The following is a 21,154-nucleotide window of genomic DNA, read 5'->3' on the forward strand; positions in this document are numbered from 1 at the left end:
TCTTTGACTATGAACCGTAGACACTTTCTCAAACAGTCGGCATTTACAACGGCGGGAACGATGCTGATTCCGCACTTTCTAAAAGCCTATGAGTCGCAGATGCTGGGGAAAGGCCCGGCTTCAACCGGTAAGATTCTGGTAGTTGTACAATTGTCGGGTGGGAATGACGGGCTCAATACCGTTATCCATTACCGGAATGACATTTATTACCGGGAGCGCCCAACTATTGCCATCCGGCCCGAAAAAGTGCTTCAGTTGAACGACGAAATAGGTCTGCATCCGGCCATGGGACCCCTGAAAGCGTTGTATGATGACGGCCTCCTGACAGTGATCAACAACGTTGGTTACCCCAATCCCGACCGATCTCACTTCCGCTCGATGGACATCTGGCAAACCGCCAGCGATTCCGACACGTACGTAAATACAGGATGGATAGGCCGCTATCTGGATGCTGCCTGTGCCGGGAAAGCCCAACAACCGTATCGTACCATTGAGGTCGATGATACCCTGAGTCTGGCTATGAAAGGCAGTAAGTTAAATGGCATGGCCGTGCTGGAACCGAAAAAGCTGTACAATCAAACCCGAAGCAGCCTCGTTACGGGGCTGAGCAAGTCGGGAGCGCAGCCACATGCCGCACACGAACCCGAATCGGTAGCGTATCTTTACAAAACCCTCGCCGAAACGGTCTCCTCTGCCGACTATGTCTATGATAAAGTAAGCCGAACGAGCCAGCCGACCAGTTCGGTACCCGCCGGTACTGTGCTTACAACCTATCCGAACCATGAGCTGGGGAACCGGCTTAAAACCGTATCGCAGCTGATTCAGGCTGGGGTCGATACGAGCGTTTATTACGTGTCTATTTCCGGGTTCGATACGCACATTAACCAGCCCGGTCAGCAGGAGCGGCTGCTGGGGCAATATGCCGAAGCCGTTGGAGCGTTTATGGCCGATCTGAAAACCGCCGGACGTCAGAACGATGTGCTGCTGATGACTTTCTCGGAGTTTGGTCGGCGGGTGAAACAGAACGCCAGTAACGGCACCGACCACGGCACCGCTAATAACGTGTTTCTGATTGGGGGCGGTCTGCCCGCCCGGCGCGTCCTGAATGAGGCTCCAAATCTGACCAGGTTGACGGACGGTGACCTTACCTATTCCGTTGATTTTCGTCAGATATATGCTACCCTGCTACATGACTATCTGGGCGTTGACGATGTGGCCATTCTGGGCCGCAAATTCGATGGTCTCAAGATTATGTAAGTAAGGAGGTGTTCTGCCATTTCGCCCGGGGCAGTTTTTCCGACTTTTTCTAAACTGAAAGTCGCGTACAGGGTTAGAACATGGAATAAGCCCATTGACTGACTATAGAACAAAAAAAAGGGAAATACGGGCAGAATGTGCCATAAACTCCGTTATTTCGCAGAGAGTCAATTCATAATCTTCTAAATGGTAGGTATAATTATGGGAAGCCTCTCCGACCGCAAGGTCATGCAGGAGGCCGCCGACGTGTTAACAGAGTTAGGGGTAACGTGGGAAATGGACATTGTATCGGCCCATCGCACACCCGAAAAAATGGTCGATTACGCGAAAGCAGCCCGCAGCCGTGGGTTACGGGTAATTATCGCCGGGGCGGGGGGAGCGGCACATCTACCGGGCATGGTTGCTTCGCTGACAATTCTGCCCGTTATTGGAGTTCCGGTTAAATCCAGTAATTCAATTGATGGCTGGGACTCCGTGCTGTCTATTCTTCAAATGCCCGGTGGCGTACCGGTCGCCACAATGGCCCTGGATGGCGCCCGTAATGCCGGTATTCTGGCGGCTCAGATCGTTGGTACATTCGACGAAGCCGTTGCCCAAAACCTGAGTCAGTTCAAGGAAAATTTAAAGGAAAAAGTGGCCGACATGAGTCGCCAGTTAACCAGACCCTAATCCAATCCAGTTTTCGTTATGGATGCCGACAATAAATCCGCCAATCCTCGTCCGGCTGGAAATTCAAGTTTACCCGCTATCACGCTTGTCGTGCTGGTGGGCCTGATTGCCGCGTTGCTTTACGTTGGTTACGGCTATATCACAGATGATACCAATGGTTCGGATGAGTTAACCAATGTGGCGCTCGATACCGTTACGCAGCAACCAATCGCTCAAAACGAACCGGAAATGCTGATGACTCCCCAGGAGCAGGATACGTCTTCGCAGCCGGCTCCCGTCGATTTATCGCAGGCAACACCACCGGCCGATGCGCCCGAAGCAAACGCGAAAGCGGAAGAAGTAGCCGAAGACAATCGGGAAACAACCGGCGGCAAACCCGGTCCGGACGAAAAAGCGATTGAAAAACCGGAAGCGGAGCGCCCGAAAGCGGAGAAACCCGTCGAAAAACCAAAACCCGAGAAGCCCAAAACCGACGAGGCAGATAAAGCCAAAGTAGACCGCGTGGCGGTCAAACCCGGTGGCGTATCGAGTACGTACACTGTTGGTGCCGGAGAGACCTTTTATGGTGTTGCAAATCGGTATAATATGAAGATCAACACCCTGAAAGAACTGAACCCCGGTGTATCAGAAAGCGATATCAAAGCGGGCGTCACCAAATTAAAGGTGAAAGCCATGGCTGTTCATACGGTTGGTCCGGGCGATGTGTTGCGGGTGGTGGCGCAGAAATACGGCGTCAGCAAGGAAGCGATCATGCGGGCCAACAGAAAAGACAAAGATATCGCCACCCGTGGCGAAAAGCTGATTATTCCCTTTCCTGACAAACAGTGATTTTTAGTAATAGGAGTGAGGAGCTAGAAGTTACTGACGTATGCGAGGCTGGCGCGGGTATTTACCCGTGCCTTTTTATTTCGTCAGTATTTACTGACACTTTGTTGACTACCGACAGCGAATGCCGGCTATATGAAAGGCACGGGTAAATACCCGCGCCAGTTCACGCGAATTTGCCGTTCAAGCCCGCGCCAGTCTCGCCCGCGTCAGCAACTCCTAACTCCTCAATCCTTAAAAAAACTCATTTCCGCTCATACACCAGCCCTAGTGTAAACCGGAAGTCATTGTTTTGGAGGCCGGGAGCAATCAGGCTTTCATAGGCGTTGGCAACCGTAGAGCGCAGGCTTGTGTAGGCCGTCAATTTGATCTGTACACTCAGGCTGGCATTCCACCGTACATTGTACTGGCCTAGTGCAGGCTGGTAAAAGGTGGTATGGGTAATCTTAAAGCGGTCCTTGTCGAAAGAGTATTCGCCAAACAGGCGTAGTGAGTTACGAACGATGGAAATATCGTTGAGTTCGATGAAATCGGTTCGCTCATGCATCACCACATCCGTAATGGAGATATACGCTCGCTGGCGGTTTAGGAGTTTGTACCCCAGTCCACCGGCTGCCGTCCAGCGGTGGTTGATCTGCCGGAGGTTACTGCGCTCATAGGAGCCAAAAGCCAGATAGTATAACTTTTTTTGAGATCGATAGGTGGTTCGGAAATCGCCGAACCACTCTCGTTCGGCCAGCAGCTTATTCTGCTTTCCATACACAAACGACGGATTACTCGATAGCTTAAAATAATTGCTTAGCTGGTAGTCGAAGGAGCTGGCCAGTTGTAGCAGGGTGCGGTTCACATTGCCCGCCGTTACGGTTCCATCAGCACTAAGGCGGTAACGGAAGATGCGCGTTACGGGCTTCGGTAGTTTTGTTGAATCTACTTTAGGCTGGGTAGCAGCGGTTGTACTTGAATCGGTTTTACTGACTTTGCTGGAGTCGGGCAGCGACGGCCGCAGCGGGTCCGGCTGCTCTACAATCTGGGCATACGAGCCAATAGACGTGAAGAAAAATACGGATAGTAGAACGATTAACGGGAGGTTTTTCACAGAAAGCTGAGATGTTGAGGGCGCAACTTAGAAAAAAAAGATACATTTGACGACTGGCCGATCGGTCAACTTATCCTATAACCAACTACTCCGTTACGCCTTTTACCATGACTCGCTGGGGAATTTTAGGACCGGGCCGCATTGCCCATAAATTTGCACAGGATCTGCTTACGCTGCCCGATGCTCAACTGTATGCAGTTGCGTCAACCAATCTGCAACGTGCCCAGGAGTTTGCCAGCCAGTACAATGCCCCCCATGCGCTGGGTTCGTACGAAGACCTGTTATCGCTTCCCGATCTGGATGTGGTTTACGTGGCCACTCCGCACACGAAACATCACGAAAATGTGCTGATGCTGCTTAAAGGAGGGATACCCGTACTGGGCGAAAAACCACTTGCCATGGACGGCGAACAGGTTCGGGAAATGGTCGATCTGGCCCGAACAAAGGGTGTATTCCTGATGGAAGCCCTCTGGAGCCGGTTCATGCCGGGTGTGGTGAAAGCGCTGGAACTGGTTCAGGCCGGAGCTATTGGCAAGGTGGTGTCCGTAAAAGCTGATTTTGGGTTCAAAGCGCCCTTTTCGCCCGAAGGCCGCCTGTTCGACAAAGCGCTGGGCGGTGGTTCGCTGCTCGATATAGGGATCTACCCGCTGTTTTTCTCTTATCTGATCCTGGGCAAACCCCAAACGATCAAAGCCTCCGCTATCTTTGGCCCAACGGGTGCCGACGAACAATGCGGTATGGTGCTTACCTATGGTGATGGACAAATTGCCTTGCTGGACAGCACCTTGCAGGCAAAAACGGATTGTGTTGGACTCATTCAGGGCGAAACGGGTCAGATTCGCGTACACGGCCGTTTCCACGAAACGATGGCTATTTCGCTGGAACCCGCCGAAGGTGAGCCTACCGTGTTTGACTTTTCGCGCACTACGCACGGCTACGACTACGAAGCCGCCCACGTGATGCAATGTCTGGCCGAGGGGAAAACCGAAAGCCCGCTCTGGTCGCTTACCGATAGCCTGAACCTGATCGATCTGCTCGACGCCGTCCGGGCGGAAGCCGGTATTGTTTATTAAAAACCCAACCCCTGAGGGGAAATAAGACTAACTCGACACCGTTTATTAAAGCCCCCTTTATGTACATTGGGGGCTTTTCTCCTTTATGCGCCCGACAGATCGGCTTGCCGAGCGCGGAGTTTCCGACGGTAAAGTAAACGTCTACTCGGGCGTGTAACTTATCGCAGAGGAGCTGTCTTGTACGCCGAGTTTATTTGCTTCACACAACAGACTAACTGCCTTTGTTACAACCTCATCCTTGTTTAGCACGCCAACGTGCTGGTCTACAGATGTTTCTTGTCCATCGTAACCGTAAAACTACGAAGTAAGGAAATTACTGTTCGTCGGACTAGAAAACAGTGTTTATAGCTCTGCTTTGTTCTTCAGGCGAGCACGTAGGGCAACGCCAAAGAACATGAGTGAAGTAATCAGGAAGACAGCTTTTGAATAGGGGTTATCAAATCCAAGACCCAAAACAAAATATGGAAAACCAAGTACGCCAAAGCTGCTGACCTTGCCAGTCGTGGTAAAGGCAGCCCGATTGGTCAGATACACTCCCAAAAAGACACCCGCCAACATCGTATAGAAGGGAATGACGGAAATGTCGCCGGTTGCTGCCCAACTATTGGTTTCGTTTTTCTGGATAGTCCAGAGGATGACAAAGATCACTAGCCCGAGCAGTGTGCCTAACAACCCAAATTTGAGCGTTTGTTTAAAAGTGTCAGGCTTATTGGGCATTTAAATAGGATGGCAATAAACATACCCATCAAGGCAGACGCAAGTCCGACTACTGCTAACAGGAAGAGAGGGTGAGTCATGATGAGGTAATTTTATTTGTTAAAAGGTCAATTTATGCGCCAGAATCACCATGTTACTCCTCAAACCACGTTTTGTCTGGAGTTGAGTTCTTTCTTTATTGCTTTTAAACTGTTCCAGTTTAGAAACAGTATTGGCATAAGTGCAAAAGGAATCACGCCCAGACTGATGCTCGTTGCATCAAGTCCTTTTTTGATTGCCAAAAGCACGACCATAACTAGCAGTACCGAAAGCACCCCCGCCAACATACCCGTTGCGAGCTCTGTTGTTTTTTTGTGTTTGAGCAAAGCCTCATTGCTCATCTCTTCGATTTTCTGGCTTTTCATTCGTCTCATTCAGTGTTAAGAAAAAGTTACTTTATAGGGGGCGTTTACTCTGTCGCCGAGGAGCCGGACTTGGGAGCCCAACCTATTCCAAGCGGAGTGTTTTCGTTGTCGGCCGAAACCCGAAAATGTAAGTCTAAACGCTACCTCCCAAGAGGTTTGGCCTGTCGCCGAGACGATGGCAAACACGCGTTTTACTTGCTTATTAAGTTCACCCAACGACCGCAGGTGCTGATGGATTTGAAGATAATTAACTGAAAATTAGTTACTTATAATCATTGTGTCCATGTTTTCGTTGGGCTGACTGCCTGAAAATGGGGGCGAGCAACCTGTCGCACGAGGCCAACCCACGCGGAGCGAACTACGCCTTGATTTTACTCAAATAATACAGCGAGAACCCACCAATGAAAAAATGACTAGTGAAAAAAGGCAATGATTCAAGACCTATAATTCCCTGATTGTAAGCCATCAGGTCATGTACAGCGCTAATGGCGTGATTGACCAAATTACAAATTAAAACTGCCTTCAACGTAGCCGAATCTCCATGATGGCGAACCAGAAAATTTAGAACCGCTAAGGAAAAAATAAGTCCTCCTGAATGGTGAAATGAGATTTGTAGGAAGGGTATCCAATGATGTCCTTCAACTATAGAATTTGGAGGGAACGACATGACAAACCCCGCAAATGCAGAAACGATGGCAGTAATTAGGAAAAACAGTGAACGTTTCATGGTTAAGTTACTGGAACTGATTTTTTAAGTTTGCCTTCTCGGGGCGTTCAAATTGTCGCCCAAAACCTGACTAACGCACTCCGATTAACCCGACACACAACACCTACACGGGGGCTGATGGTGAGCGTAGCGAGCCTTTACGACCTTCGTCTGTTGGGTGTCGCTTATGAGTGCGCGGCCCGCTGCTTATCGCCCGAACGCTGGAACGTCTGACCCGCGAACTTATTGACAACACGCAGTCCAGGCCTTTTGGCCATCGAGTGCATGGCCCGCAACTTGTCGCCAGCCATCGCAGAGCGTAAGTTTGACCTATGAATACCGACACGCTGCCTGTTGCAGAGGTTTCTGTAGCCTATAAGAACCAAACCGAACACCTACCCTTTGCAACACACCACTTATCATCGAGACACTGACCCGCCAATAAAAATGAATCTTAATTACTTAACGTTAATTGGTACGAACAACGACCGGCTAATCGTAGTGCCATCACCCAAAGTACCTGCTATGTTATAGCCTGTTGCCCACACCGTATTATCATTTTTAACAATAAATGATATTCCTCCGTTAGGGGCACCACCACCAGTAGCCATGTATTTTACGTTTGTCATTACTTGAACAGCACTGTTCCTATCTGTATTCGTACCATTCCCAAACTGTCCACCGTTGTTTGAGCCAGTAGCCCAAAGTGTATTATCAGTTTTGAGGATTAGCGTATGGAAAAGACCTGTCGAAACATTTTGAACGCCATCCATGATTTTAACAAAGCCTCGTTGCTGAGAATTATTGCCATTGCCCAATTCCCCAAAGCGATTGTTGCCTGCCCCCCAAAGAGTATTGTCCATTTTCACTGCCAAACTAGATTCTCTACCCGTCGAAATAGACCTAACGTTATCTAATAACTTAATAGGCGGATAGTATTGGAAATTAGTTGCTGGGTTTAATTGACCGTAGAGATTATCTCCACTGCCCCACAGTGTGTTGTCCGTTTTAAGAATCAACACATGGCCACCATCTCCGACTGAAATATCTTTTACACCGTCCCAAACTTTGGTCGGGACGTAAGTATTATTTTGCGAACCGTCAATCCGTTTTACCCCTTCTCCAAATGCCCAGAGAGTGTTATCGGTTTTTATCACATAACTACTGAATCCTACTACATATAAAGCTTTGCCGCCGTCCATTATTTTAACCGCAGTAAGTACATTACCACCGTTAGTTGAACCATTGCCAACTTGTCCAATACTATTGTACCCGGCAGCCCAGACAGTATTATCGTTTTTAAGAAATAGCATGTGGTTAGCACCTCCACCTGCAATATCTTGAACACCATCCATTATTTTTTTGAATATATTTTTGTTATCAAAGGCTGCTTCACCAATACCAAAGCGTCCGAAGTCATTCCATCCAGAGGCCCACAGCGTACCATCAGTTTTCAGAATATAAGCTGAAGTTTGGCCAGTAACAACTATCCGTTTCACGTTTACAGCTTCCTGAATAATGGGTACAGGTAGCGAGGTACGGCTATCATTTTGTTGAGCCAAAAGAGCTGAATTCACTAACGCATTATTATTGGTAATGGCGACATCGAAAATGCAGTTACTCAAAAATGGCTCTGAACTTACACCAGCAGCACGACAAACGCTCTCGGCATTTGCTTTCTGGGCCGTAGTCAGTGTTTGCAAACTGCGTGGGAAATCTTTCTGCGTATATGTATCTGTACTTTTCCCTGCATCATAGTAGAAAAGCGAGTTGGCTTGAGTAATTCGCCAGCTATCTGTATAGACAGGATAAAGTTTATCAAAAGACAGGCTTCTATTGACGAGGATGTTTTCACCTGAACGGGTCAATATGTCGTTGGTTTTATCCCCGTCATAGTTGCCAAGAAGCCCAATTACTTTGCTCTTACGGTTGTCGGCCAAGTAGATGAAATAGTCGAGGTAATCAACGTTTTGAAAAACGACTTGAACCACATCGCCGTTTTTGTTTATAATGTTCAGGGCATCAACATTATTCAGTTTGGTTTTGGTGATGGATGCCCCGTCTTTGAGTGATAAAGTTGTAAGGGCTGTTAAGTCCTGTGCCTGCTTATTAATGAAGAGCTTATACGGTTTCACAGTTACGCAAACGACATCAGTTCCTGTCTGAATAGCGATGCCCGTGTTCATCGTAACGTACCCCGTTTTATAAGCGTCTTCTTGACGTACTTGTATCTCGAAGTTATCAATTGTAGATTTAGTTGATACGAATTCGCCATGCCCCTGAAAATCATAGCTTACCCCATCGAATGTTAAAAAGTGTGGGTCACCAGTACCGTGAGCAGGGTTTGATTTGGGGAGATTTTTATAACCATTATAAACATCTCCTGCGGATGTTGGATTTTGTGGGTTAAGCGCATCATTAACTGCCTGTCCTACAAGTGGCAATAATTTAGCTCCCGCTTTTCCTAAATCTATCGCTTGTTCCTCACATTGTAGCCCTACACCTATATTTAATGCACAATCCTCTCTAGCGTTTGTTATTGCCCTTACTGTCTCGTCAACTACAACGTTCATTGGTTGCGATTGTTGAGCATAAGCACTATTTGATAATGTTAGCGATTGCAGTAATGAACTTAGCCAGTCTTTCTTTGTTTTAATATTCGAAAACGCAATTTCCGCTTTTCCTACCGTTATTAATTCCAAAACTTTATCAGACGACAATGATGAAGTTTTGGAATAACTACTAACTATTTTAAGTTGTTCTTCAATAAAAGTAGATAGTTTTTTATTGTATATTTTAGGGTCTTGTATATTTATCAAATCTACTGTTTTTGTAATAATATTGTCTATTTCAATATTTGAAATTGTGTTGAATTTTATGGAGAGACCAACTATAGTACTTCTCTTAGTTGAGCCAATAAAATTAGTTGATAAATCAATTAAGATAACATATCTCTCATTGATTTGATTTGTTGCCGTAAGTACAAATGTAGTTGTAGAATTTCTTGAGTCAGGAGCTACTTGATCTGGTTCGTTTTTTTTACACCCTATACCAACTACACAGAAAAGTAAAATAACCAGAAGTGAGCGAGTAATTAATGGCTTCATGGCTTAGATATGTTATGTGGTTGTGATAGCAATACAAAAAGTCAGAATAACTTTATTTGGCTCCGGTGGCGTGCCTACTGTTTGCGGAGAACTGGCAGCGCGGAGTGGTTTGTCAGATTAAGTCTTGACTAATACAATTTAATGAGGAAGGGTTGCGCCGTAACTTACGGCACTACGCTCAACAATTTGCCAAGTCCGACGTATTTCAGTATCTTGCTCATTAGCAAGAGCTTGAAGTTTATTTGTTGCCTCAACATAATCGCTGAATGGTGTGATTTCAGAATCACTTAGCGTTGCTACCAATCCAGCCGCGGCCGCTAATCCTCCATATTCTTTTAATTCATTTCGGGCTTTTTCAATTTTAGCTCTGTTTTCCCAGGCATGAATATGATCTACATAAGCGACACCAAAGTCTTGTGGACATTGTGTTATGTCTATGTTTCTCATAGCAGATGTTCGACTTCCATAGTCACTAATGTTAGAAGTTCTAGCATCTGATTGTAAAACCGAATTGATCGCATTTATGTAAGCAATTTTTTGTCTTTGCTCCGCTTGTTCTTGTTCAATACGTCGTTGTTCAGCTTGTTCCTGTTCGATGCGCTGTTGTTCAGCCTGCTGACGTTCATACGCTTGTTGATCTTCAGAAGAACCACAAGATGAAAAAATGAGGGATAAAGCTCCTATCAGCATTATCCCTAACTTTTGTGTAATTTTTTTCATGGTTGCTTAATATGGATTGACTGCTTAGTTGAACTCATTTCTCTTGTCGAAGTCGACTTACAACGCCTGTCCAACCCGGCTGGATTGTCTATAGAAAGCGGGCAAAAAAAAGCTACCATGTTGGGCCGTTCTCCCTGTCAGTTGCTACACGGAATTGGAAACTAACAGCACAAGGTTTGCATTCCCAACTCAATTTATTAACCAGTCGAGATCTAACTGACTTGCCTATCCGGGGCGTTTATCCTGTCACAAGTAACTCCAAGATGGAAGCCTAAAAGCCGACCTGTCGAGCCGTGCAACCTGTCGCACGAAACCTGACCGCTACGTTACGTACTGTTCACTTCACCCAACATATCATTGGATGCAAAGTCACTAAACAACTATTCTCTGTATACCAGTTGGATAAAGTTAAGTATCTGTGTAAAATCGACTTTAATCGTAGTGTGAACAATTATGTCACAATCGTAATTAATTAGGTTTACTAAAACAAATACAATTGCTCATAAAAGGTTTATTTATAGGATTGTCAAAAAATAAAATATCCGGATAGTGATGGTAAAGTGCCAAAGGAGAAGAGCCCCTAACCCCCAGAGGACTTAAACTAACTCGATACCGTTTGTTAAAGCCCCTTTTGGGGGTTGGAGGCTTTTCTCCTTACCTTTGCGGCATGACAGATCGGTATGCCCAGCGCGGAGTTTCCGCCAGTAAAGAAGACGTTCACAACGCCATTGCCCAGCTCGATAAGGGGTTATTCCCCAAAGCTTTCTGCAAAATTGTGCCCGATACGCTGGCGGGTGATCCGGATTTCTGTACCATCATGCATGCCGATGGAGCCGGTACGAAATCATCACTGGCTTACTTATACTGGCGCGAAACCGGCGATCTGAGCGTCTGGAAAGGCATTGCCCAGGATGCCGTCGTGATGAATACCGACGATCTGATCTGTGCCGGAGCTACCGGACCCATGCTGCTGTCGTCGACCATCGGCCGTAATAAAAACCTGATACCGGGCGAGGTTATTGCGGAAATCATAAACGGTACCGAAGAGGTGCTCCAGATGCTCCGTGATCATGGTATCGAAATCTATAGCACCGGGGGCGAAACCGCTGATGTTGGCGATCTGGTTCGTACGGTTATTGTCGACAGTACGGTCATTGCCCGGATGCGTCGCGACCAGGTGATCAGTAACGACCGGATTCAGGCCGGGGACGTCATTGTCGGTCTGGCGTCGTTCGGACAGGCAACGTACGAAACAACCTACAACGGCGGGATGGGGAGCAACGGACTCACCTCGGCTCGTCATGATGTACTGGCTCACTACCTGGCCGGTCAATACCCCGAAAGTTTCGATCCGTCCATCGATACATCCTTGATCTACAGCGGTTCCAAACGGTTGACGGACACCGTATCGACCGGAAGCGTCGACACTACCGTTGGCCAGCTTATCCTGTCGCCTACGCGCACCTATGCCCCCGTTGCCAAACGCCTGCTGGATGAACTCCGGCCCCAGATTCACGGGATGGTTCATTGCTCGGGCGGGGCGCAAACGAAAGTGCTGCACTTTGTTGATAACCTGCACATTATTAAGGATAATCTGTTCCCAATTCCGCCCCTCTTTCAACTGATCCAGTCGGAGAGCGGTACGAGCTGGCAGGAAATGTACAAGGTCTTCAACATGGGGCACCGGTTAGAAATATACCTGTCGGAAGCTTACGCACAGCAGGTCGTTGACATCTCGCAATCATTCGGTATCGACGCCCAGGTGATTGGGCGGGTCGAAGCCTTTGCCGGGAAACAGGTAACTATACGAAGCGAAGTCGGTGAATTTGTATATTAAGTGACTTGTTAATTTTATTGATACCTTGCAAGAGCCTTGATGTGATAAGCGCATTGAGGCTTTTGTATGAAGAAAGCGCTGTGCATTAGTCTGCTTTTTGGGTGGCTGCCAATAGTGTCTGTCTGCGCCCAGACAACGCCTTTCACGGCTTCCTGGACATTTGAGGGTAATGATAACGGTACCGCATCGAGTGGATTGGTCACGGCATCCAGCGTTACCTATACGGGCGTAAACCGGCTGGCGGTTAACCCCTACACAACGGGCTATGTAAACCTGGGCGTTAACGTGCAGAACTGGTCGACTGCAAGCTGCAATCAGACCGAATACGTTCAGTTTTCCGTTCAGCGCGTTGGCACGGCTACCCTGACGCTTACTTCCCTGTCCTTTGCCTTCGCTCGTTCGGCTCAGGGACCGACGCAACTGACCGTACGGTCGAGTGCCGATGGATTCGGCAGTGATATCCATTCACAAGGGGTCAATACAAATTTTCAGGTAGCGTCTATAGCCCTGAACGGGGCAGGCTTTATGAATCAGGCGGGTGCTGTGACGTTCCGCATCTATGCCTGTAATCCGGCCGCCGGGGGCGGGACACTTAAGCTGGATGAGATTCAGATAAATGCCAGTGTGCTGCCGGTTACCTTACTGTCGTTCAACGCAACCCCCGAGGGAGACCGGGTTCAACTCGCCTGGGAAACGGCGAGTGAGCGTAATGCCAGCCACTTCAGAGTTGAACGCAGCCCGGATTTACGTGAGTTCGTCACCATTGGCGAGGTTGCTGCCGGAGGTACCACCAACGAGCGGCAATATTATGGCCTGACCGATTCTAATCCCTTCTCCGGGATCAACTATTACCGGCTGAGCCAAGTGGATTTTAATGGTTCAGTGCACACGTATAAGCCTATATCGGCCATCATCCGGCAGTCCGACCCGGTGGTGGCCGTGTACCCAAATCCGGCCAGCCCCGACCGTATTCATGTCCGGCTCTGGAATGCCGATGTAACAGCCATTCGATTGCTTTCCGGTACAGGTCAGCCAATTGAGGGACGACTGGAACGCGGGTCGGGTGAAGCCGATCTGCTTTTCGCGCGTCCTCTATCGCCGGGCGTATACTCGCTGGAAATACAGTTAAATGACAGCATTAAGCTAGTTAAAGTGCTTATTCTGTAAGTCTCGAGTAGCACATTATCCCGACAAAATGACCGGACAGTCGGTTTTTCGGGCAAAAGGACATCAAAGGCGAAACTTAATAATTCCTTAATTGATCCGGGTGTATTTTTGGTAAGTCAAGGTATTTAATCAAACTCAACGATGAATCGAATTTTACAGTTGCTGTTCGCTGCCTCTTTATGGTTGATGACCAGTGCGGGCTTTGCCCAGACAACGCTGGCTCAGTGGAATTTTGAAGGAACACCCGGTTCACTAACAGCCGCTGTCGCCCCGACAATCACCGCCGACAATGCCGCTTTTGGATCGGGCGTAACCAGCGTTACGTTCGTAGCCGGCAATGGGGGTGGACGGGCTTATACCGGAACGGGCTGGAACGTAGCCAGCCCGGATGCCAACAAGTACATCCAGTTCAGCCTGGGGCCAGTGGCCAGTTACACCATGGCTCTAGCGCAGCTAAGCTTCGATGAACAGCGGTCCGGCACGGGGCCGACAACCTGGACACTGCGATCCAGCCTGGACAACTATGCCACAGACATTAACACCACGCCCACATCGACCACGTCACCTACCTCAAGTGGTTCATTTACGTCGCGGGTGGTATCGCTGAGCGCCAGTACCGCCTTCCAAAATCTGAGCACGCCGGTAACCTTTCGGATTTATGGCTATGGGGCCAGCGGCTCGGGCGGAACCTGGCGATTTGATAATGTCCAGGTAAGCGGAAGCACGGGCCCCAGTGACCCAACGGCACCGCTTATTTCGGTGATTCCGGGCTCGCTGCTTGCTTTCGCCACGGTACCCGGTACGCCTTCATCCGCCAAATCGTACACGGTTTCCGGGGCAAATCTTGCGAGTGATCTCACCATAACCGCGCCAACGGGCTATGAGGTGAGTAAAGACAACGGAACTACCTATGCTGCCACGCAAACGCTTGCCCAATCGGGCGGAACCATTACGCCAACGGCCATTAGCGTCCGGCTTACGGGAGCGGTCAGCGGTACGGTAAACGGCACAATCACGAACGTGGCCGGTGCTGTGTCGCAAAATGTGACGGTGAGTGGCACCGTCGATGTGGCCAATGGTCCGGTGTCGATTGCCACAGCCCGCGGGCAGGTTGGTACTACGGTAATCATTCAGGGGCGCGTAACGGTGAGCAGCCAGTTTGGGGGCAAATTATTTTATATACAGGATGATACCGGGGGCATAGCCGTCTACGACCCCACCACTAGTTATGGAAACCAGGTACAACTCGGCGATCTGGTGCAGGTAAGCGGACCGGTAGCGCTCTTCCAGGGAAAAAAAGAAATCAACGGTGTGACGGCGTTTTTAAAGGTCAATGCTACCAACCAGCCCGTTACACCCCAGGTCATTACCATAACCCAGCTTACTTCCGGGGCCTTTGAAGGGCAATTGGTGGCTGTTCAAAACGCAACCATTGGAGGCTCGGGCGGAACCTTTCAGGGAGGAGCCGCCGGAACTTACCCGCTCACAACCAGCGATGGTGCCGCCGAGTTGTTCGTAACGAGTGCGTCCGATCTGGTGGGGGCAACGAAACCTACGGGGGCGCTGTCGGTAACGGGCATTGCCGATCGCTACATACCAACCGATGCATCGAAGAATGTAGTGCAGCTTAATCCCCGCGCCATTTTCGATATTCCCGGCTCGGAAGTGGCACCGCCACCGCCAACCATTACCACCTGCCCGGCCAACCGAACCATTACCGATAATGACCAGACGTTAAGTGTGGTGAGCTGGAACCTCGAATGGTACGGCTTCGATGGCGGTTCGTATACCTGTACCAATGGCTCCAGAACCTATGCCGATAACGGCCCAACGAACGAAGCTCTTCAGGCGCAAAACGTTCGGTCGGTGATGGATGCTTTCAATGCCGATATCTATGTCTTGCAGGAGGTGAGCGACAAAGATCTGCTGATCGCCAATATGCCAACGGGGTATGCCCTTAGCTGTTCGGATCAGTACACATCGTATTTCTTTCAGGATTTGTGCGATGCCAGTGGGAATCCGCAGGGATTCAACCCGACGAACCTCAACCAGAAAGTCTGCGTAATGTACAAGACCAGCGTAGTTTCGATGATTCCTGCCGAAAGTAAACCGTTGCTGGCCGATAAATACAGCTATACCACAACGCCCCGCAGTGATGCCTGGGCATCGGGTCGCCTGCCTTACCTGTTTGTTGCCAATGTAACCGTGGCCGGTCAGACCCGAAAATTACATATCGTGGATGTCCACGCTAAATCAGGCTCGGCGCAGGCTGATTATAACCGTCGGAAACAGGATATCATAGACCTCAAAACGGAATTGGACGCTACTTACGGAAGCGCTAACCTGATTATGGCTGGTGATTACAATGATGATGTCGATCAATCCATTGCCGCCGGTAATCCGTCGTCGTATGCCAATTTCGTGAGCGATGCCGCGAACTACAAAGTAGTTTCCAGCGAACTAAGCACGAGTGGCTGTAACACCGATGCGAACTTTACCGATGCGATCGACCATATCACGGTCTCGAATGAACTGGCGACGGCGTACATTGCCGGATCGGTTGCTTCTGTTCGGCCAGCCGTTGTCAATTACGCTCTCACTACGTCAGACCATTACCCAACCTTTGCCCGGTTCTCGTTCGCCAATCCCTTACCGGTTCGTCTTTCGTCTTTCGGGGCAAAGGCCATTGGCGAGACCGTTAGTATATCCTGGACAACGGCCAACGAAGCGAACAGCGCCTATTTCGAGGTCGAACGGAGTGTTGATGCGCGTGAGTTCGGGGCGATTGGCCGCGTGACGGCTGCGGGAAATGCACAAGCCACAAAAAACTACGGTCTGGTCGATGAGCATCCCCTGAGCGGCACCAATTATTACCGATTAAAACAGGTTGACCTTGACGGGCAGGTGGCTTACTCGACCATCGTATCCGTAGTGATGGACAACCTAACGCCCACCATGGAACTGCTGGGTAACCCAAGCGAGAATCAGGCTATCCGGGTGGCTGTTCGTAACCTGCCCAACGCTGTATATCGCTTAACGACCTCCACCGGACGTGAGCTTTCTATGCAGAGCCAAACCCAGGCAGACGGATCGTTGCTGTTCACAACCACACAGACGCTTAACCCCGGCGTATACCTGCTGCGGGTCGATTCGGGAACGACGCGCATTGTCCGGAAAGTGGTAGTGAGGTAAACCAGCGTACTGACTGCCGAGGGATGGTCTAAAAAGATAAGGCGTGCCACGGTTGGAACCGTGGCACGCCTTATCTTTTTAGACCAAAACCGTGATACGCCTTGTCTCTTAGACCAAAACCGGCTCCTGTTCAACGGGCGTAATTTCTTTTAGTTCAACCCTCGGCGGTAGTAATTTGTACAGTACCGGCGTCACAATGCGGGAAAGCAGGGTGCTGGAAATCAGACCGCCAATCAACACCCAGGCCAGCGGAGAATACAGCGGATTACCCTCCAGAGCCAGTGGCATTAACCCGCCAATAGCCGTTAGGGAGGTTAGCACAATGGGCACAAACCGCACTTCGCCCGCTTCTTTGATCGCGTCTACCAGCGGTACGCCCCCTTCGCGCAGGTGGTTGGTGAAGTCCACCAGTAAAATCGAGTTTTTAACCTCAATACCAATCAGGGCGATCAACCCAATGATGGCCACAAACGAGAAGGGGTTGCCGGTCAGCAGCAGGGCCGCAATAGCGCCAATAATACCCAACGGAATAACCGACAATACAATCAGCGTGCTTTTTATAGTGCCGAACTCCAGAATCAGCACGGCCAGGAACCCGAAAATCGTAATCAGGATAATGGTACCAAGGCCCCCAAACGACTGCTCGCGGCTTTCCAGCTCACCCGCAGCCACGTACCGGAAACCGGCGGGGAACTTCATCGCATCCAGTTTCTGCAGCACATCGGTATAGACATTATCGACCAGGAAGCCCGTTTTAACGAAGGCCGTTACGGTCACAAAACGATCTTTATCGTAATGCCGGATGAGGTTGGTACCTGTCTCGAATTGCAGGTCGGCAACCTGACGCAGGGGTACCGCACCACCGGTTACACTATTTACGTATAAGTTGTCCAGTACAGACTGGTCGGTAAGGCGTCCTTTGGGCAGGGTGACGTTGATCGTGTAATCGTCATCGTCGTTGGGGGCTTTGAACGTACCGACATTCAGACCCGCAATAGCCAGACGGATGGTGCGGTTTATATCCGCGATGGACAGGCCCAGTAAACCCGCTTTCTCTTTATTGATCTTAACGCGGAGGTCCGTTTTTCGATTGGCCAGCGGGTTGTTTACGTAAATGGTACCCGGGGTTTGTTTCAGAACAGTCTCCACTTTAGCGGCTACTGTCCGGAGGGTGTCCAGATTCTCGCCAAACACGCGGATGGCTACCGGCGCTTCCTGATTGGGCCCCTGCTCAAAATCTTTAACTTCGATTTTAGCGTTGGGATACAGTGCAAACTCATCGCGGTATTTATCAATGATCGCTCGTTTTTCGGGGGGCGCCACGTCATTAAGCTGTACATAAAATTGCGAGAAGTTGGCCGACTCATTCCGTTGAATGATGTTGTAATATATGCGTGGGTTGCCCCGGCCAACGTTTGTGGTAAAATGCTGAACGGCGGGGTTGCCTTTCAATTTGCCCTCGACATACCGGGCCACCCGGTTCGTTTCGCTCAGGCTACTGCCGTCGGGCGTTTCGATGTTGATCAGGAACTGCGGTTTTTCGGAGGCTGGAAATAGCCCAAACCCTACTTTACCGGCCAGCGACAGGGCACCACCAAAAATAGCCAGCGCGATCAGTAACGTAACGACCGGGCGATCCAGCGCAACGTTCAGCAACCGGCTGTAAGAACCGCTGATGAGCTTTTTTAACGACCGCATAAAAATATTGCCTTCCGGATTGTGCTCTTCTTTCAAAATTCGGCTCGACAGAAACGGCACGATGGTCAGGGAAACCACCAGCGAGGCCAGAATGGTGGTCACGACCGCCATGGGCAGCGACCGGATAAAATCACCGGAGGCTTCGGGCAGAAAGAGGAGGGGTAAAAACGCAAGAATCAGCGTAACGGTACAGCCAATGACCGCCAGCGTAATCTGGCTTGTGGCTTTGATGGCTGCTTCCTTTTTAGAGTACCCGGCGCGCAGGTACCTTTCGATGTTCTCCACCACCACGATGCTGTCGTCGACCAGAATGCCCAACGCCACAATTAAACCAACAATACTCAGCTGATTGATGCTGTAGCCAAAAGCGTTGAGCAGCGACAAACCAATGGACAGCGAAAGGGGTATGGAAATCATAACAACCACAGCCGCCCGAAAACCCAGTGGCAGCAAGGTGAGCGATACCAGCAGAATGGCAATGGCAAAATCGAGCGCAAAGTGCGACAGCCGTTTGTTGACACTGGCGGCCTGGTCGAAATTCTTGACCAGCTTGATGTGCGGAGGGAGCGATTTGCCGAAGTCCTCGATAATTGGGTTGATCTTTTTCCCCACCTTATCAATGTTTTCGCCTATTTTCTGGCTGGCCGTTACCAGTACCGCCCGATGTCCGTCGAGCCGGGTAATGTGCGTTTCGTCTTCGAGGTTGTAGTCGACATCTGCAATGTCGCGCAGGTAGATGATTTTCTGCGCAGCTACGCCGGGCCCGCTGCTCGATACAATGGTATTCCGAATCTCATCCAGCGACTGGTAGTCGCCGGCCGTTTTTACGTTAAATTTGCGGCTGCCTACCTGAACGCTGCCACCCGGAATGTTTGCATTTTCAGCCTGCAATGCGCCAATAACCCGGTTGGTCGTTATGCCCTGCTGAGCCATCTTTTCAATGTTGAGCGACACGCGCACAACGCCAGCAGCATAGCCCCAGTCCTGAACATTTTTCAGGCTTGTGACTTTTTCGAGCCGTTTCTTCAACTCATCGGCGTAGTTGCCCAACTCCTTGTCTGAGGCTACTTCAGATTGCAGTGCCACTTGCACAATATTAACGTCGGAGGGCGAAAACTTAAGGATATCGATCTTGAAAACATCGGTGGGAAGTTCCTGTTTCAAGGCCCCCACTTCCCGCACCACTTCCTGGTATTTTTCGTCCGGATCTTCGCCATATTCGTAGGAGATACGGAACACAGCCAGTCCGTCGTCTACGCTGGTGATAACGTGTTTGATATTGTCGAGTTCGTTGAATCGCTTTTCGGCCGGGTCAACGACCAGTTCTTCCATATCGAGGGCATCGGTGCCGGGATAAACGACGGCTACCGCAAACTCGGGAGCAATAAATTCGGGGTCTTCGCCCCGGGGCATGTTCAGCAGGGAGTTGACGCCAAGCGCGGCCACCCCCAGAAACAGCACCAGCATAAACTGCCAGTTCTTGACGGAAAAAGATGATAGGTTCATGATTCTCAGTGTAGCTCTGTGCTAGCTTTGTGCATCTCTGTGGCACAGCTATTACACTGAGGTGCACAGAGAGACACAAAGATTCGCAGAGGATTATTTGACAATAACAGTCGATTCTTCAGTAAGAAAGGCGGAACCCGCCGTAACTACGTCTTTGATGCCGGATAGCCCATTCGTCAGCAAAACCTTGTCGCCCTCCAGAAATCCGATCTGTACCGGGGTTTTGCGAACATGTAACGGTCCTGTTGCTGGTCGATTATCGGCCAGTACGTACACAAATCCATCTTTTCCGTTGCCTTCTACAATGGCTTCAACCGGCACAAGGACGTAACTACGGCTCTGGCTGGGGACAAGCGTTACCTTGGCGAACAGGCCGGGGGCAAATTTGGTCGTACCAGGATCAACGCGTACTTCCACTTCGTAGAGTTTGTTGACCGGATCGGCAGCCTGTGCCAGTTCCGTAACGGTGCCGTTAAACGTTTTGCCGGGATAAGCGTCGAGGCTGATGCTGGCCCGATTGCCCAACCGTAGCCGCGCCCAGTCTTTGTCGGATACGCCCACACGCACGACCCAGTCGCTGCGTCGGTTTGAGGAAATCAGGTAAACCGATGCACCGGCGGGTACAAACTCCCCGGCATTGGTCACCTTGCGGGTAACCGTTCCGTCTACTGTCGAGCGAATCTGTGCATAACTCCGGTTGAACTGAGCAATGGTCAGACTCTGTTTCGCCACGCTTGTGCCCGTGGTGGCATTTTGAAGTTGTTCGAGAGTGGCGGCTGTGTCGGCGTAGAGGCTTTTCACGCGGTTAAGGTCACGTTCGGCTTTTTCATTGGCCAGCTGCGCCTGATTGACCTGAGCATTGATTTCGGTCAGGTCGAGGGTGGCGAGCAGTTGCCCTTTGCGGACGGATTGCCCTTCTTCCACAAACATCCGGTCGACGATGCCGCCAACCTTAAACGATAACCGGGCTTCCTGAGCCGACGAGACCAGGCCGGAAGCCACAACCGGCTCAGCCCGGACAACCGTACTGACCGGCGTTAGTTTAACGGGAATAACGACGTCCTCGGCGGTTGGTGCTGCCTCATGGGTGGGGGCTTTATCGGCTTTGGTGCTGCACGACTTGGTTGCGACAGCCAGTAACAGCGGGAGAAGAAAATGTATTGGTTTCATGTGGTCAATT

At 49.9% G+C, this 21,154-nt stretch carries 16 protein-coding genes; 7 read left to right on the forward strand and 9 right to left on the reverse strand.

Features of this window, described 5'->3' with window-relative positions; all coding sequences use genetic code 11:
- Positions 1 to 9: 9 nt before the first annotated feature.
- The 3 genes from ACYVJM_RS16505 to ACYVJM_RS16515 all read left to right on the forward strand — a co-directional run bounded on the left by ACYVJM_RS16505 (position 10) and on the right by ACYVJM_RS16515 (position 2,754).
- Positions 10 to 1,257, forward strand: coding sequence for a DUF1501 domain-containing protein (locus ACYVJM_RS16505; protein WP_461149328.1), 1,248 nt, complete (start codon positions 10 to 12; stop codon positions 1,255 to 1,257).
- 186 nt (positions 1,258 to 1,443) lie between these two features.
- Positions 1,444 to 1,926 (forward strand): 5-(carboxyamino)imidazole ribonucleotide mutase, encoded by a 483-nt coding sequence (gene purE, locus ACYVJM_RS16510; protein WP_461149329.1) that lies wholly within the window; start codon positions 1,444 to 1,446, stop codon positions 1,924 to 1,926.
- A gap of 18 nt (positions 1,927 to 1,944) precedes the next feature.
- A complete protein-coding gene (locus ACYVJM_RS16515; RefSeq protein ID WP_461149330.1) occupies positions 1,945 to 2,754 on the forward strand; it encodes a LysM peptidoglycan-binding domain-containing protein in 810 nt (269 codons plus the stop codon).
- A 241-nt stretch (positions 2,755 to 2,995) separates the two neighbouring features.
- On the opposite strand, the gene ACYVJM_RS16520 is transcribed toward ACYVJM_RS16515, so the two are convergent.
- Positions 2,996 to 3,847 (reverse strand): DUF481 domain-containing protein, encoded by an 852-nt coding sequence (locus ACYVJM_RS16520; protein WP_461149331.1) that lies wholly within the window; start codon positions 3,845 to 3,847, stop codon positions 2,996 to 2,998.
- 107 nt (positions 3,848 to 3,954) lie between these two features.
- On the opposite strand from ACYVJM_RS16520, the gene ACYVJM_RS16525 reads away from it, so the two are divergent.
- Complete coding sequence (locus tag ACYVJM_RS16525; RefSeq protein WP_461149332.1) at positions 3,955 to 4,920, forward strand: Gfo/Idh/MocA family protein; 966 nt, start codon at positions 3,955 to 3,957, stop codon at positions 4,918 to 4,920.
- Between the two features lie 342 nt (positions 4,921 to 5,262).
- On the opposite strand, the gene ACYVJM_RS16530 is transcribed toward ACYVJM_RS16525, so the two are convergent.
- The 6 genes from ACYVJM_RS16530 to ACYVJM_RS16555 form a co-directional block, all read right to left on the reverse strand.
- Positions 5,263 to 5,637 carry a hypothetical protein gene (locus tag ACYVJM_RS16530; RefSeq protein WP_461149333.1) on the reverse strand — a complete coding sequence of 125 codons (375 nt, stop codon included), beginning with the start codon at positions 5,635 to 5,637 and terminating at the stop codon, positions 5,263 to 5,265.
- Between the two features lie 140 nt (positions 5,638 to 5,777).
- Entirely contained in the window at positions 5,778 to 6,041 is a 264-nt protein-coding gene (locus ACYVJM_RS16535) for a redox-active disulfide protein 2 (protein ID WP_461149334.1), read from the reverse strand.
- 358 nt (positions 6,042 to 6,399) lie between these two features.
- Entirely contained in the window at positions 6,400 to 6,768 is a 369-nt protein-coding gene (locus tag ACYVJM_RS16540; protein WP_461149335.1) for a hypothetical protein, read from the reverse strand.
- A 164-nt stretch (positions 6,769 to 6,932) separates the two neighbouring features.
- On the reverse strand, positions 6,933 to 7,058 hold the full coding sequence (locus ACYVJM_RS16545) for a hypothetical protein (protein WP_461149336.1): 126 nt from the start codon (positions 7,056 to 7,058) through the stop codon (positions 6,933 to 6,935).
- Between the two features lie 147 nt (positions 7,059 to 7,205).
- A complete protein-coding gene (locus ACYVJM_RS16550) occupies positions 7,206 to 9,854 on the reverse strand; it encodes a VWD domain-containing protein (protein WP_461149337.1) in 2,649 nt (882 codons plus the stop codon).
- A gap of 138 nt (positions 9,855 to 9,992) precedes the next feature.
- Complete coding sequence (locus ACYVJM_RS16555) at positions 9,993 to 10,574, reverse strand: hypothetical protein (protein ID WP_461149338.1); 582 nt, start codon at positions 10,572 to 10,574, stop codon at positions 9,993 to 9,995.
- A gap of 667 nt (positions 10,575 to 11,241) precedes the next feature.
- Between ACYVJM_RS16555 and ACYVJM_RS16560 the strand changes: the two genes are divergently transcribed.
- The 3 genes from ACYVJM_RS16560 to ACYVJM_RS16570 all read left to right on the forward strand — a co-directional run bounded on the left by ACYVJM_RS16560 (position 11,242) and on the right by ACYVJM_RS16570 (position 16,770).
- On the forward strand, positions 11,242 to 12,411 hold the full coding sequence (locus ACYVJM_RS16560; RefSeq protein ID WP_461149339.1) for an AIR synthase related protein: 1,170 nt from the start codon (positions 11,242 to 11,244) through the stop codon (positions 12,409 to 12,411).
- 66 nt (positions 12,412 to 12,477) lie between these two features.
- Positions 12,478 to 13,578 (forward strand): T9SS type A sorting domain-containing protein, encoded by a 1,101-nt coding sequence (locus ACYVJM_RS16565; RefSeq protein ID WP_461149340.1) that lies wholly within the window; start codon positions 12,478 to 12,480, stop codon positions 13,576 to 13,578.
- Positions 13,579 to 13,719: 141 nt separating this feature from the next.
- Entirely contained in the window at positions 13,720 to 16,770 is a 3,051-nt protein-coding gene (locus ACYVJM_RS16570; RefSeq protein WP_461149341.1) for an endonuclease/exonuclease/phosphatase family protein, read from the forward strand.
- A 108-nt stretch (positions 16,771 to 16,878) separates the two neighbouring features.
- Here the strand turns inward: ACYVJM_RS16570 and ACYVJM_RS16575 are convergent, their stop codons facing one another.
- Positions 16,879 to 19,974: an efflux RND transporter permease subunit gene (locus tag ACYVJM_RS16575; protein WP_461149342.1), complete on the reverse strand. Its 3,096-nt coding sequence runs from the start codon at positions 19,972 to 19,974 to the stop codon at positions 16,879 to 16,881.
- 93 nt (positions 19,975 to 20,067) lie between these two features.
- Positions 20,068 to 21,144 carry an efflux RND transporter periplasmic adaptor subunit gene (locus ACYVJM_RS16580; protein WP_461149343.1) on the reverse strand — a complete coding sequence of 359 codons (1,077 nt, stop codon included), beginning with the start codon at positions 21,142 to 21,144 and terminating at the stop codon, positions 20,068 to 20,070.
- Positions 21,145 to 21,154 lie beyond the last annotated feature (10 nt).

It is taken from the genome of Spirosoma pulveris, assembly GCF_054781875.1.